The organism is Paenibacillus sp. 453mf (assembly GCF_900116105.1).
Lineage (GTDB): Bacteria > Bacillota > Bacilli > Paenibacillales > Paenibacillaceae > Paenibacillus > Paenibacillus provencensis.
In genome coordinates this window covers 62,046-76,272 of the sequence record NZ_FPAC01000002.1, presented here as the reverse complement: position 1 = coordinate 76,272, position 14,227 = coordinate 62,046, and the positions used below count along the sequence as shown (strand labels likewise).

Here is a 14,227-nt window from a genome sequence, read left to right as displayed (position 1 = left end):
TAGGAGCTATTCTCGTCTCACATTTTCTCAAAACAGGCCTCATAGCCTGTTTTTTTCTTTATTTTTAATAGTTTAATGTCATGATAAAATATGAACATATACGATGAAATTAATAGGAGAATCTAGATTTCATGACAACACTTTTAATCAAAATAAAAAAAGTAGATATTAGCCAATGGTATATTCTTATGCTATGGATAGGCGGTATCCTCACTTTCTGCTACGTCAATAAGGGAGAGTTTTTTAATTATACCAGCGAACAATGGGTCAATCTCTACATCATGGTCGGGGCAACTCTTATTCTAAACAGCCTAACCTTTCGACTTCCACCTGAAGGAAATGTAATGTCCTTTGACTCATCCGTTTACCTCGCTTGTATTTTTATATATGGCAACTCGTTTACCTTATCTGTCTCTCTTTTGTGCTTAATTTGCTATCTGATATATAAGAGAAACGTTCCTCGTTGGAAGCATGTAACGAATTTTGCACTCTATTCGATCATGATCTCTGTATCCTACGAAGTATTTATCTTGCTTGATGGCAGATTGGGTTCGGTTTATGATCAGAACCTGCCATCTTATATGATCTCTCTTGCCGTTTACTTTGCAATCAACACGATAGGACTTTTTCTCTACTATTATCTGTTGTACCGGAAGGATCTTTATACAGCTCTAAAAGGTTTCGTCAAAGAAACCATGCTTGTTTACTTGTGTATGCTTATTCTTTCTCTTGTTCTAGTTGTTCTCATCGTGCATAACGGAGTTTTTGGTCTCATTCTCTTCTTAGGCTTAGCTATTTTATTATCTTATGCATTTCGTCAGCTATTTTTGGTGTATCATCAGATTCTGAATCGTTCGAATTTGGATCAACGTACCGGATTATACAATCACAGTTATTTTGAGAGTTCCCTGGAGACGAGCATCGACGATGCACGCAAGAACGAATCGCCGCTCACTTTAGCGATGATTGATATCGACGACTTTAAGAAATACAATGACAGCTTCGGACACCTCAAAGGGGATACTCTCATCAGCTTTCTAGGTGCTCTGCTTAAGGAGGAAACGAAAGACACTCCAATAATAGCTTCGAGATATGGCGGAGAAGAATTCACCCTGCTGATGCCTGGATATGCCATAGGAGAAGCACGTTCATTCGTCGATCGAATTCGAAAAAAACTAAACGATACTCCTTTTGATGGTGTAGAAGTTTTTCCTCATAAATGCTTATCCTTCTCTGCCGGTATTGCCGAATATGAAATTGAACTGTATGACAAATCCCAGCTAGTCGATTATGCGGATAAAGCGCTCTACTATGCGAAGAAACAAGGCAAGAATACCGTGCATACTTACGGATGTAATGTCGAGATGGAAGCTGACATTGATCTGGATCAGGAAATTCATTATATCGAGCAGCAGCTTAATCTGTTTATATACAAGGACATTGATACATTCAAGCATTCGAAGCGGGTATATAAGTATGCGCTTGATATGAGCACCAGTCTTGGTCTGGAGAAGGATGAGAGGCGTAATTTTATACTCGGCGCATTGATTCATGACATTGGGAAGCTCGAAATCCCCTGGGGCGTACTCAACAAAAAAGGCAAGCTGACTTCAGAGGAATGGGAAACCGTCAAACAGCATGTCGCCTGGGGCAAAAAAATTGCCATGACGGATCATCGGTTCAAGGACCTGATCCCCTATATCGAGCTTCATCATGAACGGTATGATGGCAAAGGTTATCCTCACGGACTTAAAGGCAAGGAGATTCCTAAGCTATGCCGAATGCTTACAGTTATTGATTCCTTCGATGCCATGACTTCGGAAAGACCGTATCAGAAGACAAAGACCTTCGAGGAAGCCATTGTCGAGCTTCGCACCTGTGCAGGCACGCAGTTTGATCCTGAGCTGGTGGAGTTGTTCATCTCTTATATCCAAGTGCAGATGCCGAGATCGGAATATATGGAAACAGGACATACCACCGTCTTATCCAATTAACATCAGCACTTCCCTATTCATATCAAAAAACCTATGTGTTCCTACGGATACCCGTAGAAATCGCATAGGTTTTTTTACATGCTCTTGCTTGGATTATGATTTCTTTACATCCAGTTCATGAGAGGTTTGATGAAGCTCTTTAATCATTTGTTGTAAAAACATACTCTGCTGTCTCGTAATGCCCCGCTGATTCTCTCTAATCAGCATCCGTTCGATATTCTTCTTGAGTATTTCACTTCGACGCTCCAATACGGCTTGACTCATGCTTTTACTACACTCCTTCAATCCATTTCTCTGTCTCTACACAAGTATATCGAAGTAACCTTACCTTAAGGAAGGCTGATTCTCTGTGATAATATCTAGTGAGGAGTGCTAAGTCCGTATTTTTCGTAAACCTTCTTCTGCAGCCATACAATTCCTCTTGAATGCTTGGGCTTCTTAATACAAAGAGTTCGTTCGTCTCTGAATTAAAGGTTATAATAAAATGAATTATACATCTTCACAACCTGCCTAGAAGGAGAACTCGAGCTGACAATGAGCTATAAACAAATGAAATGGATGATCCTATTCATCCCTACCATCACCGTTGGTCTATGGGAATATGTACGTCACCAATTCCTTATGCCCTATCTCTCCATGGAGGCAGGAAACTGGCTGACACCCGTTATTATATATTTCATTAGCGTCACTTTATTGAATAAATTGTTTACGATGATGGAGAAATCGCAGGCTGAGCTGGAACGTGAGAAGGCAGCGAAATCTGCACTGGAGGCCAGGGAGCACCTGGCACGGGAATTGCATGATGGCATAGCCCAGTCGTTGTTCCTGCTGTCCGTCCAGCTTGATAAAGCCGAGCGTAAACTGACCGGCACCCCTAACGAAGGAGAACTGCAGGAAGTTAGACAAACCGTACACGAAGTGCATCATTACGCCAGACAAGCCATCGCTCAGCTGAAAGTTCCTCACAGTGAAGAGAACAGCCCGAACTCTCCGCAGCAGCTGCTCAGACAGATTGAGGATATGGTTGCAGACGGCAGATATGATTCACGTATTCAATGGAATCTCTCGGATGAAGCGCTCACGACAAAAGAACATGTTGAGCTCATTGCCTGTATTCGGGAAGCAATTCTAAATATCCGCAAGCATGCCAATGCCAGCACGATCTCTGTAACAGGAACAGGAAATAAGGTGCATTGGAAGGTGTCCATTACAGATGACGGAACTGGCTTTACTGGCGACCCGGAGCAGCGGAAAGAACGGTACGGGCTTCGTATAACAAGAGGACGCGCGGAGGAGATGGGATGGAGGTTTCATTTCAGCAACATGGAGAACGGCGGAACTTGCATGCTGATTATCAAAGGAGAGGACCCCTCATGAATATGACACGAGTACTTATAGTCGACGATTCAGCCCATGCCAGAGCTGCCATGGAATCGATATTATCGGAGGAACCGATGTTTGAGATTGTAGCTACCGCGTCAAGCGGTGAAGAAGCACTGGTGCTGACCGAGGAATGGATGCCGGATCTCATCCTCATGGATATCCGCATGCCAGGAATGGATGGACTGGAGACGACACGAGCGATCAAGCAGCGCTATCCCTATGTCATCATTGTGATGGTTACCGTCTCCGATGATGTGACGCATCTGTTTGAAGCACTTAAACAAGGTGCGCAAGGATACCTCTTCAAGAACTTATCCCCCTCCACCTGGCTGGAATACCTGAAGGCCGTTGTCAGTGACGAAGCCCCTGTTAACCCGGAGCTTGCCTATCGCATATTGCAGGAGTTTCCAAAGACCAAGAAGGCAGACGATGGCAGCACACCGCTGACTACCAGAGAACGAGAAATTCTGAATTGGGTTGCCTCCGGCAAGACCAATCGGGAGATCGCCGATCGACTGGGAATATCGGATCAGACGGTGAAGAATCATCTCAAAAATATTTTGCAGAAGCTCCAGCTGGAGAATCGTGTACAGCTCACGAGGTATGCCCTGGAGCAAGGCTGGATTGAACGTGATTTTGATAACTGAACCCCTAGGTCTTTTCGTGCATCGCTCTGCTAGAATCAGAGCCCCAAACAGGGGGTCCATTCTTCTTAACGCGAACATAGTACACATAAACATTAAAAAGAGCTGCTTCCTAAAGTACAGGGATCAGCTCTTTCGTTATATTCTGAGAAGTCGATCAAGCCAGTGCAAGCTGCAATGCGGTCAGAGCAATCCCGATAATAAAACCAGTCACTGCACCGTTAATCCGAATCCACTGCAGATCCTCACCCAACTTATCCTCCATCATCGCAATGAGCGTTTTGTTATCCATTTTTTCGATATTTTCACGTACTAACTGGCCGATCTTGGAGTGATTTCGTTCTAGCAAGGTCGTTACGCTGTCCACAATCTTCTGGTTGATGCGTTCCAGAAGTTCAGCATCCTCTTTTACCTCTGCAACGAGAGATGAAATGACCGGAATGAGCTGTTTCTCTACGTAACTTCCATCCTCCATATAACTCAGCATCTTGTCACGGAACTCCACCAGCTTGTTTAGCACAGCTGATTCTGCATCCCAGTTCTTAAGCACTGAATCCTTCCACTCTTCAAGACCGCTTGTTACTTTCTTGCTGTGCGCTAAACGCTCGACCTGCCCACGAATGGCATTTAATGCACTGTGTCTGCGAGGGTGACCCTCATATTTCAAGTCCTGTACCTGATCATACAGGAAACGCTGAAGAATACCTCCAAGCCTTTCCTCATTCAGATATCCCATGAGTGCATTCAGGGCGAACTGCATCAGACCGTTAACCTGCAGGGAGTTCATCGCTCTCATACCAATCTCGCCGAGTGTATATTGGGTATCCGGTTTAACGAGCCACGCTTCTGCCTGATCAAGCCCATAATCCAGAGCCATTCGGTCGTATCCCTTACTCGTAATGTACTGCTCTGCCTTGGACAGCAGCGGCTCAATCTCTACACGTTCCGCCTGACGCTTGATCTCTTCTGCAACAAGCGGTGCAATCTTCTCCAAGGGAAGTGACGAAACGATGCGTTTGGCAAGCTTATCAATCGCCTCATGTGTAGTTGCTGTGTGAAGCTCCTTCTCAGCCATCTCCAGGATCATATGTGACACTGGCATTTCGGCAATCTTGGCAGCAATACTGTCTTTGTTCAGCAGGTTGTTCTCCACTGCAGATACGAGGGCCTCGGTAATTTTCTTACGATTCTTCGGGAGCAGTGCTGTATGTGGGATTTTGAGTCCCAGCGGATGGCGAAAGAGTGCCGTTACTGCAAACCAGTCGGCAAGTCCGCCAACAAGTCCGGCTTCGAAGGAACCGACAAGCATCTTACCGACCGTACTATCTTGAAAGGGCAGCGACGCCGCGAACCCCGCACCCATAATAACAAGCGACCATGCTGCGGCTTTTTTCGTCTGTTTAACCATTTGGGTTGACTCCTTCAATTGCTTAATCTATGTACAATACATGTTTATTTCATGCGGAATAGGCTATGTTTAATATTCATCTTATCACCACAATTGTATTATTCCAAACTCTGGATCTGGATAAGCAAAAAAAACGGGCCGACCTATTGTCGACCCGTATAAAGAGCTGAACCTTACATGAACCTGTTGCGCCGCATGCAGCTGCACATGGCTCCGCTCAGCTTAAATCTCCATCTTACTACTCTCCACGCTGGATCAGCCGGAAGTCATCATAGTGGAACCCTGGGGCTACTACACAGGATACAAGCACCGGCTCATCTCCGAGCGGCCTTGCCATCTGCCATTGTCCGCCTGGCGCCAGTGCCTGCGGATGCTGACCCGCTACAACGTCTGGGCCCAGAATGAAGGATTCCGTCTGACTCGGATCTCCTTCGCCGCTGCCGCCAATAATAAGCTCGAGCGGACTGCCGGAGTGCCACATCCACAGCTCATCTGAGTGAACGACATGCCAATCTGAGAACTCACCTGGGTGCAGCAAGAAATAAATCGAGGTGGCCGCTGGGCGGGCCCCGGAATACACGCCTGGCAGCACGGATTGAGGAATTTGGTAAGTCGCCTTCCAGATCTCCTTGTACCAGCCACCTTCCGGATGAGGCTCCATAGAGAGCGCAGCAACAAGCGGTGATAGATTACGTTCTGTCATATAAGTTAACCCTGCCTTTTATACAATGATTTCTTACAGCTTTCTTAATCCTATAGAGTGTATCATACTAGAAAACCTAAATGCTCTCAAACAAACAGCATCTACAAGCCGCTTCATTTCCATTCAATGATTCGGCTGCTCAGCTGGGACAACAAGCTCTCCTCATGGCTAATGACCAGTATACCCATTTCGCGCTCCACAGCTATGGCCTTAACGACATTCCAGATCTGAGCCTGAGTCACGGCATCCAGCATCGTGGTCATCTCATCAGCGATGAGAAATCGCGTGCCGGCTCCGAGTGCACGGGCCACACAAAAACGCTGCAGCTCCCCTCCTGACAGCTCGCCCGGTCTTCGTGCAAGCCATGCTTCATCAATTCCAAGCGAATGCAGCAGCTTCGCATCATGCTGACCGGCTTCCTGCAGCACTTTATGCATTCGCCATCTCGGATTAATCGCAGATTCTGGATGCTGGAAGACCAGCTGAACCGGAGCATACCCTTTATGTATTAACAGCGGCGAGTCATCCAGAAGCACCTCTCCTTCAACAGGCTGCACATAGCCTGCCAGCAGCCTGGCCAGTGTTGATTTGCCTGCACCACTCGGACCGCGAAGTCCGACAATTTCTCCAGATGAAATGGACATATGGACGTCTCTTATACACCAATCCTGACGACGATCGTATCGGTAACCGAGGTTCTTCGCTTCAAGTTGCATGAATGCATCTCACCTCTCCGCCTCGCAGCTCCCGGAGCAGCGGAAGCACTTCTGTACATTCCCATGTTGCCATCGGACATCGGTGGGCATACATGCACCCTCTTGAACGATGGTTGCTGTCCAGTGTCAGCTGAGGTCCTGGAGGCATCTTGAAGCCATTATGCGGTAACGCGTTCCAGAGCGCCTTCGAATAAGGATGCCTCAGCTGCTCCCCTCTGCCTGTAAAATCACCCGGGCGTGCGCTCTCCACATTAGTTCCTGCGTAAAAAACAACGAGTTCGTCTGCAATTTGAAGCGCGGATTCAATGTCATGGGTTATCCATAGGATGCCTGCTCCTTGATTCGCAATGGAGCGAAAATGTTTAAGCGTCTCGGACAGTGCCTCGACATGAATGCCTGGCGTCGGCTCATCGGCAATGATCAGGTCCGGTTCGCCTGCAGTTGCAATGGATAACAGCACTCGCCTGGCCATACCACCGGACAGCTCAAACGGATATCGCTCCGTTACCTCGATTGCCAAGCCGTATTTGCTGAGTATGTCATCAAGCCTCTTGCGCTCAAGGTTCTTTCGTTCATGCCTCCGAGCGATGTTAGACCCTGTCATTTTTATGGATTCATAGCGATCTTTACTTCGTTCAAAGCTGTAGCTTACTTGTGCGCCCACCTTCATAAGAGGGTCGAAATATTGTACGGATTGCGGTACAAGCGCAAGACGGCTGCCTCGAAGCTCCTCTTTAGCCGCGTTATTCATCAGTGTACCGTTAAAATGAAGCGTACCACGAGTGATCGCATTGGATGGAAGTATGCCCAGAATCGCATGGGCCAGCAGACTTTTGCCCGATCCGCTCGCACCGACCACTGCCGTAATTCTGCCTGCCTCAACTGTCATACTGAGTCCATGGATTACCTCCGTTTCCTCCACCTTGAATAATCCCTTGCTGCGCGCAAATGAGACCGACAAGTTATCTATTTCGAGCAAAGCCATATGAACCTTTACCCCCTCTCTTTATCGTTCAAGTTTAATCGGATCGCTATAGCTTCTGATTCCGTGACCCAGAGTATCAAAAGCAAGCACCGTAAGCGTCAGTGCCAGTCCGGGGAAGAAGGCCAGCCACCACATGCCCGCAGATAAATATTTCATTGATTCTGACAGGATAATGCCGATGGCAGGCTGCTGAGGTGATAATCCAAGACCAAGAAACGTAATGGCCGCCTCATGCAATATAGCATGGGGGAATACGAGCAGCAGACCCACTAGGAGCTGCGGAACCAAATGTGGAAGCATATGATGCAGAGCAACATAACCTCGAGACTTACCCAGTCTCCGAGATACCTGTATATAATCAGCCGACTGTAGCTGAAGCATATCAGCACGGATCACTCGTGCCAGCTGGGGCCAGTGTGTGCATGCGATTGCAACAATCACCCCTTTGGCGCCGCCGCCAAAGGCAAAGGCGATCAGAATTAACGATACCAGATGCGGAACACTCATAAACAAATCAATGAACCAGGACAACGCCTGATCCATTCTTCTGCCCGCGGCTGCAAGCAGGCCAACCAGCAATGCGATAAGACTGGAGCAGACTGCCGCTGTAAGCCCGACTTGTATGCTGTAAGCAAGTCCTTTTAAAGTGCGGTTAAACATGTCGCGCCCAAGCCAGTCCGTACCGAAGAAATGTCCGGCACCCGGCACCAAATTCCGTTCCGATAACGACGTATGGGCCGCCTGCTCTGGCAGGAGCGAACCCAAGAGCAGGATTGCAGCCAAGAACCCGGCACTTATTAAGATCTGAATCAGATTTTTGCCTCGGGTATTCAAGGAGCGTCTGACTCCGGGAGTTGAAGAAGAACGTTCTAGCTGCTGCATTACGCCGCCTCCTTATGATCAAACCGGGGATCAATCCATCGGTATAGCTGATCGGCTATGAAATTGCCGGTGAATACAAACAGCGTGCTGCACAGTACGAGACCCAGGAGCAGAGGCACGTCGCCACGAAGTCCTGCTTCAACCGTCGCTTGTCCCAATCCTGGATAGGAGAAAACCTGCTCCGCCAGTACGGCCCCGCCAAACAGTTCACTAAAGGAAGCAAATTGAAGCGTTACTGCAGGCAGCAGAATATTGCGGAAGCCGTGACGCCGGAACAGCGTGAATCCCTGTTCTCCTCTTGCACGCGCATAGAGCACGTAATCTGAATCCAGCACATCTATCAGCTTCTGACGCGTGTGAAGTGCGATATTCGCTACTCCCGCTACACTCAGTGTTAGTGCTGGTAGAATCATATGTCGCAGCCGTTCTATGACGGTAACCTCACTGCTGAGCACCCCTGCGGGTACACCAAGCCCAATGGGAAACCAACCCAGCCAAACACCAAATACCATCAGCGCAAGCAGGGCTATCCAGAATGCAGGCGTGGAAGCCAGCACGTAGCAATATCCTTTCACTACACGATCCAGCCAGCTTCCCTTGTTCATTGCAGCGAGCGTGCCGAGCGCAAACCCGAGCACACCCGAGATTGCCCAAGCTGTTCCCATCAGTGCAAAAGAAGCCATAAACCGGTCCTGGATCAAATCCAGAACCGGCTCACGATATATCATGGAAGTTCCCAAATCCCCTTGCAAAAGGGATGACAACCACTTGCCATACCTGACCAGCGGCTCATCGTTTAATCCCCAGCGCTCTCTGATCTGCTCCAGCTGCTCATGGCTTACCTTGATAGCATCAGCACCTACATAAGCCATCACCGGATCTATCGGTGAGTACTCAATCAGCATAAAGGCGATAAAACTGACTGCCGCCAGCAGTGAAGCCAGCCGCAGTACTTTTTTCAATAAGTATATTATCCAGCTGTTGTAAGGGACTCTTCGCTGACTGCCCTGCATTACAGCGACCCTTCCCAGGACCACTCTTCAATGTTTGAGGTAATCGGCCATCCGTGACCGTGCGGATGGATCTGCTGCTCTCCGATATTAAGCCCCTCACGCACCAGATAGATATGATCGACGTTAACTAGCCATGCCCAAGGGGCATCTCCTTGAAAGCCAAAGCCTGTTGTTCCATCCCATAACGCCTTCTGCCAGAACCCCCACGCTTCCTCTTCATCGGTTGCCCTCATCGCCTTGTCCATCCATGCGTCAACCTCAGGGTTGCTGTATTGTCCGGCGTTGTAATATCCCACCCCATTTTTGGTACTGGAGTATAAATTGTAGGTTTCAAGCGGATCATGACTTCCCCACCCGAATAGCACCGGATTCGCATACATCAGCTTCTGTACTTCTTCACGGCTCTTACCTTCGACCTCAATATGAATACCAGCCTCCTTCACCATATCGGCTACAGTCAGAGCAATAGACTGCCTGGTCATATCTCCGGCAAAATAATACAGATGGAAGCTGGCTTCAAGCCCACCTTTCTCTACAATTCCATCATTGTCTGAGTCAAGCCATCCCGCGTCTGCCAGGATCCGCTTTGCTTCTGTCGGATCGCCATCCTCAAACCGCGCTTCCTCACTGCCCCATGGCAGATCATCAGCCACAGAGTATGCCGGACGCCCATATCCCTCCAGCACACCTTCCACCAGCGCGTCTCGGTCAATCGCCACGTTTACAGCCTTCCGGATTGCAGCATCAGCGGTTACATCATTACCGGTCATAACCCCTTCCGAGGTTGTCCCTCCTGCCGAATTGTAAGGAAATACGATTCCTCGATTGTCTACGGTCTTCACTGCTTCAATCTTCATGCCCGAAATCTCTTGTCTGGTAAAAGCTGCCGGAATCGCAGCTACATCCACCGTGCCAGCTTGTGCCGCAGCATAGGCTGCGTCCTCCTCCAGGAACAGGAAGGTCAAGCGGTTGAAATACGGCTGTTCACCATAGTACTCAGGATTTCGCTCCACGATGACCTGTTGGCCCTTGTCCCACTGCACCAGCTTATACGGACCAGAACCGATTGGATGCTCGGCGTAGCTCTTATCATATGCATGCTCAGGAACAATCCCGAGTGTAGTCAGAAGAGATATAAATGTCGACTGTGCTTCCTTTAATGTGAATACCACCGTGGTATCATCAGCAGCCTCTACTTTCTCCATGTTGGTTAGATCAATGATGGATGCGCTCCTTGCGGCAGTCTCGAAGGTAAAGGTTACATCTTCTGCAGTCAGTGCCTCACCGTCCGAGAACCGGACATCCTCTCTCAAAGTAATCGTCCAGGTCTTGCCATCTTTGCTTACTGTATAGCCGGTAGCCAGATCATTAACCACATTGAGCTCAGCATCCCGTTTAAGTAACGTGCTCTGAAAAAGAGGAGAGCCATATTGCCCCCAGCCTGTTGTTGGGTCATACCCAGCCTCGGTCTCTGTGCCTATAGCTAGAATCAGCTCGTCCTTCACTTCAGGAACTGTATCTTTGCCTTGTGTGACTGTTGTCTCTTTCCCATTGGTACAGCCTGCAAGAATGATGATTGATAAAAATGATGCCATAATTAACATGGATTGCATTAACCGATGCTTCATTGGACAGTTCTCCCCCATTTTTCCCTCTTTTTAGGGTATCGTGCTACAAATTTCACTAATTGTAGCACGATATTTAATGAAGCATCAACCATATTTTGGATTAAACAGTGATTTCACGTGAAGAAAGTTGACATAAGAACCTTTCAACTGAAACAGTCAACTTGAAAAACAAAAAAAGAGGATCTTCAATTTACCCCTAGGCAAATTGAAGATCCTCTGTTGATATATAAACTGTAGTTATACCTTATACCTTAAGAAGCACAGTTCTCACATTCAAAATAACGATTAGATGCGTCCATCGTCTTAAGCAATTTACCAACGATGACATCCTCAAGCTCTGTAAATTCAAGATCAGCGATCCGCTCACGAACAGCCTCTTTCGCCTTCTCCTCAGACTCTTCTACCCAGCTGAATTCACCGCGGAAGCCAGTGGATTGTAATTCATATTCGAATAGATAACGGTTCATCTTATATTCCTCCATTTCAATATCGCAGCTCAGAAATACCAATATAATACAACAGATAGTGGTAAACTCTATTGTATACCCCTATATATAGTCTGTAAAGAGGGATGACAGCTTAAATATGCGAATGGGTCTTAGCATCATCATTAAACGTTACAGACAGTTCAGCATAGTGTACGCCCTTCTGAACCTGAATCTGTTGATGCAATGAACGAAGACTGCTGACGGATCCGCGGACGGCAATGACTTCAAGACACTGATGATGGTTTAGATGAACGTGCATATTCGAAATAATGTCTTGATGATAATGATGCTGTAATTCCATAAGCCTACTCGGCAGCTCACTCGCATGATGGTCAAAGACCATGACAATGACACCGGCTACCTGCTCGTCCGAATGCAGTCTCGAAGGTTCGAGCATCGTTCTTCTGGCCAGATCACGAATCGCTTCTGAACGATTCTTATAGCCCTGATCCAGTATATATTTATCAAACTGCTCAATCAGCGGCGTTGGAAATGCTACGCCAAAACGAGTCAGCTCATCCTTATCACTCATCATTAACCCTCCTGTTCTTCATTTAAGCATAATATGAACAGAAGTTTAACACAGGACCCGGCATGAAATATAGAAATGAATGATCACTGCCGCTTTATCTTCTGCGTATCAGTGAGCCGCTTCGCACGCCTGGACCTGCTGATATTTGGCATCCTTCCTGCCCACTCGAAACCCCGTATACAATGCCGGTGCTCTCTGATCCCGTTACGACGAGCAGCCGTCCATCGGCTCCGAGACCTTCGATCTCAGACAGCTCTACACCGCGGCATTGATGCAGGCTGACAAGAGAGCCTTGATCGACCTTTGCTGCAATATTCGTCAGCTTCAGATGCTTGGCCTGAGCGCACACAAAGCCATTAACTGCTTGTACATTGTAGTTCTCCACACGGATATCTTCCACCGGCATTTCTGCGAGTCCGCTCATGTACAGCGAAGTTTGGGCTCCACTGCATACCACCTCACGAATGGAGATATTACGAAAAACCGGTGTCCCCTCGTCCACGGCATAGATTTTCTCATCTCCGCGGCCCGAGCCTTCCTTCCCCTCATAGAACAGCGAGAATAAAATCGCTTCCTTTGCTATATCGAGCATCCGGATTCGCTCAATGAGAATATCCTCAACAATACCGCCACGGCCTCTCGTACTCTTAAAGCGCAGACCGATATCGGTTCCCATAAACATGCAATCAGAGACTCGGATATGCCGAACGCCTCCGGACATTTCACTGCCGATGACAAAGCCGCCGTGCCCATGGTACACCGTAGAGTGGCGGATCGTCACGTATTCAGTAGGGAGCCCAAGCTCACGACCTTCTGCGTCTTTGCCTGATTTAAGACAGATGGCATCATCTCCGACATCGAAGGAGCAATACTCGACGAGCGCATGCCTTACTGAATCCAGGTCCAGCCCGTCCCCATTCTGTGCATACCAGGGATTCCTTACATTCACCTTACGAATCGTGACATGCTCACAGGCCCATGGATGGAGGTTCCATGCCGGAGAATTCTGAAATGTGACTCCTTCCAAGAGCACACGCTTACAGCGGCGCAGACTGAGTAAATTAGGACGCAGAAATTCATGAGCCGGCTCATAAGCTGACTTATCCCGAACTCCTGACCTATGAAGCCCTTCCGTGAAAGAAGCCCCTGCCATCGCCCGTTCGGACGGCCACCAGATGGAATTGCCTCCTTCACGCTCGTTAACGACTCCACCGGAGGCTACGAGCGCTTCCCAGGCTGAAGCAGTAAGCTTGTTCTGCTTGACGGGTCTCCATGCATCACCGCTGCCATCAAATATACCTTCACCGGTTATAGCAACATCCGTGAGATTCTCTCCGTCGATCGGAGACCTTGAACGAATCGTCTCACGTCCTTCATAGCTCGATAGGATGAGCGGATAATCCGTATATTCCCGGCTAAACTGAACAAGCGCCCCCCGCTCTAAATGCAGTTCCGTTCTGCTCTGAAGCAGAATCGGTCCTGTCAGCCATACACCGGCAGGGATTACAACTCTGCCCCCGCCCGCTTGAGCACAGGCCTCCAGCGCTGAGTTAATACAATCTGTATTATCATATAGCCCATTGCCAAGGGCACCAAAATCAACAATTCGAAATTCACACTGCGGGATATTTGGAGGTTCGACATTATACAGAGAAGCTTCCGTCCCATCGATCTCATGCACATTCAGTTCCTTCACAGGCATCAAAACTCCTTTGTACTTATATGGTGAAGTTCAAGATTCCATCTTCCTCCCGTGATATATTCGCAGCTTCTCTATCATATTCCTTGCAAAAAAGATCATATTTTTGAAATATATTGCTATTTATGTTTTAAGTCCCATTTTATATACAA

Annotated in this window: 14 protein-coding genes; 3 read left to right on the top strand and 11 right to left on the bottom strand. The window is 47.9% G+C overall.

Annotation, left to right across the window (positions count from 1 at the left end; genetic code table 11):
* Nucleotides 1-131: 131 nt before the first annotated feature.
* Complete coding sequence (locus BM415_RS14650) at nucleotides 132-1,994, top strand: bifunctional diguanylate cyclase/phosphohydrolase (protein WP_091159370.1); 1,863 nt, start codon at nucleotides 132-134, stop codon at nucleotides 1,992-1,994.
* A 93-nt stretch (nucleotides 1,995-2,087) separates the two neighbouring features.
* Here BM415_RS14650 and BM415_RS25120 read toward each other — a convergent pair whose 3' ends face one another.
* The gene (locus BM415_RS25120; RefSeq protein ID WP_170862498.1) at nucleotides 2,088-2,258 is read right to left on the bottom strand and encodes a hypothetical protein; all 171 of its coding nucleotides are present in this window, start codon (nucleotides 2,256-2,258) and stop codon (nucleotides 2,088-2,090) included.
* 270 nt (nucleotides 2,259-2,528) lie between these two features.
* Between BM415_RS25120 and BM415_RS14645 the strand changes: the two genes are divergently transcribed.
* Nucleotides 2,529-3,371, top strand: coding sequence for a sensor histidine kinase (locus BM415_RS14645; protein ID WP_091159369.1), 843 nt, complete (start codon nucleotides 2,529-2,531; stop codon nucleotides 3,369-3,371).
* The gene (locus tag BM415_RS14640) at nucleotides 3,368-4,024 is read left to right on the top strand and encodes a response regulator (RefSeq protein WP_091159367.1); all 657 of its coding nucleotides are present in this window, start codon (nucleotides 3,368-3,370) and stop codon (nucleotides 4,022-4,024) included. The genes BM415_RS14645 and BM415_RS14640 overlap by 4 nt, the downstream gene beginning before the upstream one ends.
* Nucleotides 4,025-4,178: 154 nt before the next feature.
* Here the strand turns inward: BM415_RS14640 and BM415_RS14635 are convergent, their stop codons facing one another.
* From BM415_RS14635 to BM415_RS14590, 10 genes are all read right to left on the bottom strand, one after another.
* Nucleotides 4,179-5,429 (bottom strand): DUF445 domain-containing protein, encoded by a 1,251-nt coding sequence (locus BM415_RS14635; RefSeq protein WP_091159366.1) that lies wholly within the window; start codon nucleotides 5,427-5,429, stop codon nucleotides 4,179-4,181.
* A 238-nt stretch (nucleotides 5,430-5,667) separates the two neighbouring features.
* On the bottom strand, nucleotides 5,668-6,132 hold the full coding sequence (locus BM415_RS14630; RefSeq protein ID WP_091159364.1) for a cupin domain-containing protein: 465 nt from the start codon (nucleotides 6,130-6,132) through the stop codon (nucleotides 5,668-5,670).
* A gap of 113 nt (nucleotides 6,133-6,245) precedes the next feature.
* Nucleotides 6,246-6,848, bottom strand: a complete 603-nt coding sequence (locus BM415_RS14625) for an ABC transporter ATP-binding protein (protein ID WP_091159363.1) — start codon at nucleotides 6,846-6,848, stop codon at nucleotides 6,246-6,248.
* Entirely contained in the window at nucleotides 6,838-7,833 is a 996-nt protein-coding gene (locus BM415_RS14620; protein WP_091159361.1) for an ATP-binding cassette domain-containing protein, read from the bottom strand. Before BM415_RS14620 ends, BM415_RS14625 begins: the two co-directional genes overlap by 11 nt.
* 21 nt (nucleotides 7,834-7,854) lie before the next feature.
* Nucleotides 7,855-8,715, bottom strand: a complete 861-nt coding sequence (locus BM415_RS14615; RefSeq protein ID WP_091159360.1) for an ABC transporter permease — start codon at nucleotides 8,713-8,715, stop codon at nucleotides 7,855-7,857.
* A complete protein-coding gene (locus BM415_RS14610; RefSeq protein ID WP_091159358.1) occupies nucleotides 8,715-9,728 on the bottom strand; it encodes an ABC transporter permease in 1,014 nt (337 codons plus the stop codon). The genes BM415_RS14615 and BM415_RS14610 overlap by 1 nt, the downstream gene beginning before the upstream one ends.
* Nucleotides 9,728-11,356, bottom strand: coding sequence for an ABC transporter substrate-binding protein (locus BM415_RS14605; RefSeq protein ID WP_091159356.1), 1,629 nt, complete (start codon nucleotides 11,354-11,356; stop codon nucleotides 9,728-9,730). Before BM415_RS14605 ends, BM415_RS14610 begins: the two co-directional genes overlap by 1 nt.
* A gap of 251 nt (nucleotides 11,357-11,607) precedes the next feature.
* A complete protein-coding gene (locus BM415_RS14600; RefSeq protein WP_091159355.1) occupies nucleotides 11,608-11,823 on the bottom strand; it encodes a hypothetical protein in 216 nt (71 codons plus the stop codon).
* Nucleotides 11,824-11,935: 112 nt separating this feature from the next.
* A complete protein-coding gene (gene nikR, locus BM415_RS14595; RefSeq protein WP_091159353.1) occupies nucleotides 11,936-12,376 on the bottom strand; it encodes a nickel-responsive transcriptional regulator NikR in 441 nt (146 codons plus the stop codon).
* A gap of 94 nt (nucleotides 12,377-12,470) precedes the next feature.
* Nucleotides 12,471-14,072: a glycoside hydrolase family 28 protein gene (locus tag BM415_RS14590; RefSeq protein ID WP_244533394.1), complete on the bottom strand. Its 1,602-nt coding sequence runs from the start codon at nucleotides 14,070-14,072 to the stop codon at nucleotides 12,471-12,473.
* Between the last annotated feature and the right edge of the window lie 155 nt (nucleotides 14,073-14,227).

What these genes read in the sequence shown, in the direction of transcription:
- BM415_RS14650 (WP_091159370.1), top strand. Translation starts at nt 132, where the DNA reads ATGACAACACTTTTAATCAAAATAAAAAAAGTAGATATTAGCCAATGG.
- BM415_RS25120 (WP_170862498.1), bottom strand. Translation starts at nt 2,258, where the DNA reads ATGAGTCAAGCCGTATTGGAGCGTCGAAGTGAAATACTCAAGAAGAAT.
- BM415_RS14645 (WP_091159369.1), top strand. Translation starts at nt 2,529, where the DNA reads ATGAGCTATAAACAAATGAAATGGATGATCCTATTCATCCCTACCATC.
- BM415_RS14640 (WP_091159367.1), top strand. Translation starts at nt 3,368, where the DNA reads ATGAATATGACACGAGTACTTATAGTCGACGATTCAGCCCATGCCAGA.
- BM415_RS14635 (WP_091159366.1), bottom strand. Translation starts at nt 5,429, where the DNA reads ATGGTTAAACAGACGAAAAAAGCCGCAGCATGGTCGCTTGTTATTATG.
- BM415_RS14630 (WP_091159364.1), bottom strand. Translation starts at nt 6,132, where the DNA reads ATGACAGAACGTAATCTATCACCGCTTGTTGCTGCGCTCTCTATGGAG.
- BM415_RS14625 (WP_091159363.1), bottom strand. Translation starts at nt 6,848, where the DNA reads ATGCAACTTGAAGCGAAGAACCTCGGTTACCGATACGATCGTCGTCAG.
- BM415_RS14620 (WP_091159361.1), bottom strand. Translation starts at nt 7,833, where the DNA reads ATGGCTTTGCTCGAAATAGATAACTTGTCGGTCTCATTTGCGCGCAGC.
- BM415_RS14615 (WP_091159360.1), bottom strand. Translation starts at nt 8,715, where the DNA reads ATGCAGCAGCTAGAACGTTCTTCTTCAACTCCCGGAGTCAGACGCTCC.
- BM415_RS14610 (WP_091159358.1), bottom strand. Translation starts at nt 9,728, where the DNA reads ATGCAGGGCAGTCAGCGAAGAGTCCCTTACAACAGCTGGATAATATAC.
- BM415_RS14605 (WP_091159356.1), bottom strand. Translation starts at nt 11,356, where the DNA reads ATGAAGCATCGGTTAATGCAATCCATGTTAATTATGGCATCATTTTTA.
- BM415_RS14600 (WP_091159355.1), bottom strand. Translation starts at nt 11,823, where the DNA reads ATGAACCGTTATCTATTCGAATATGAATTACAATCCACTGGCTTCCGC.
- nikR (WP_091159353.1), bottom strand. Translation starts at nt 12,376, where the DNA reads ATGAGTGATAAGGATGAGCTGACTCGTTTTGGCGTAGCATTTCCAACG.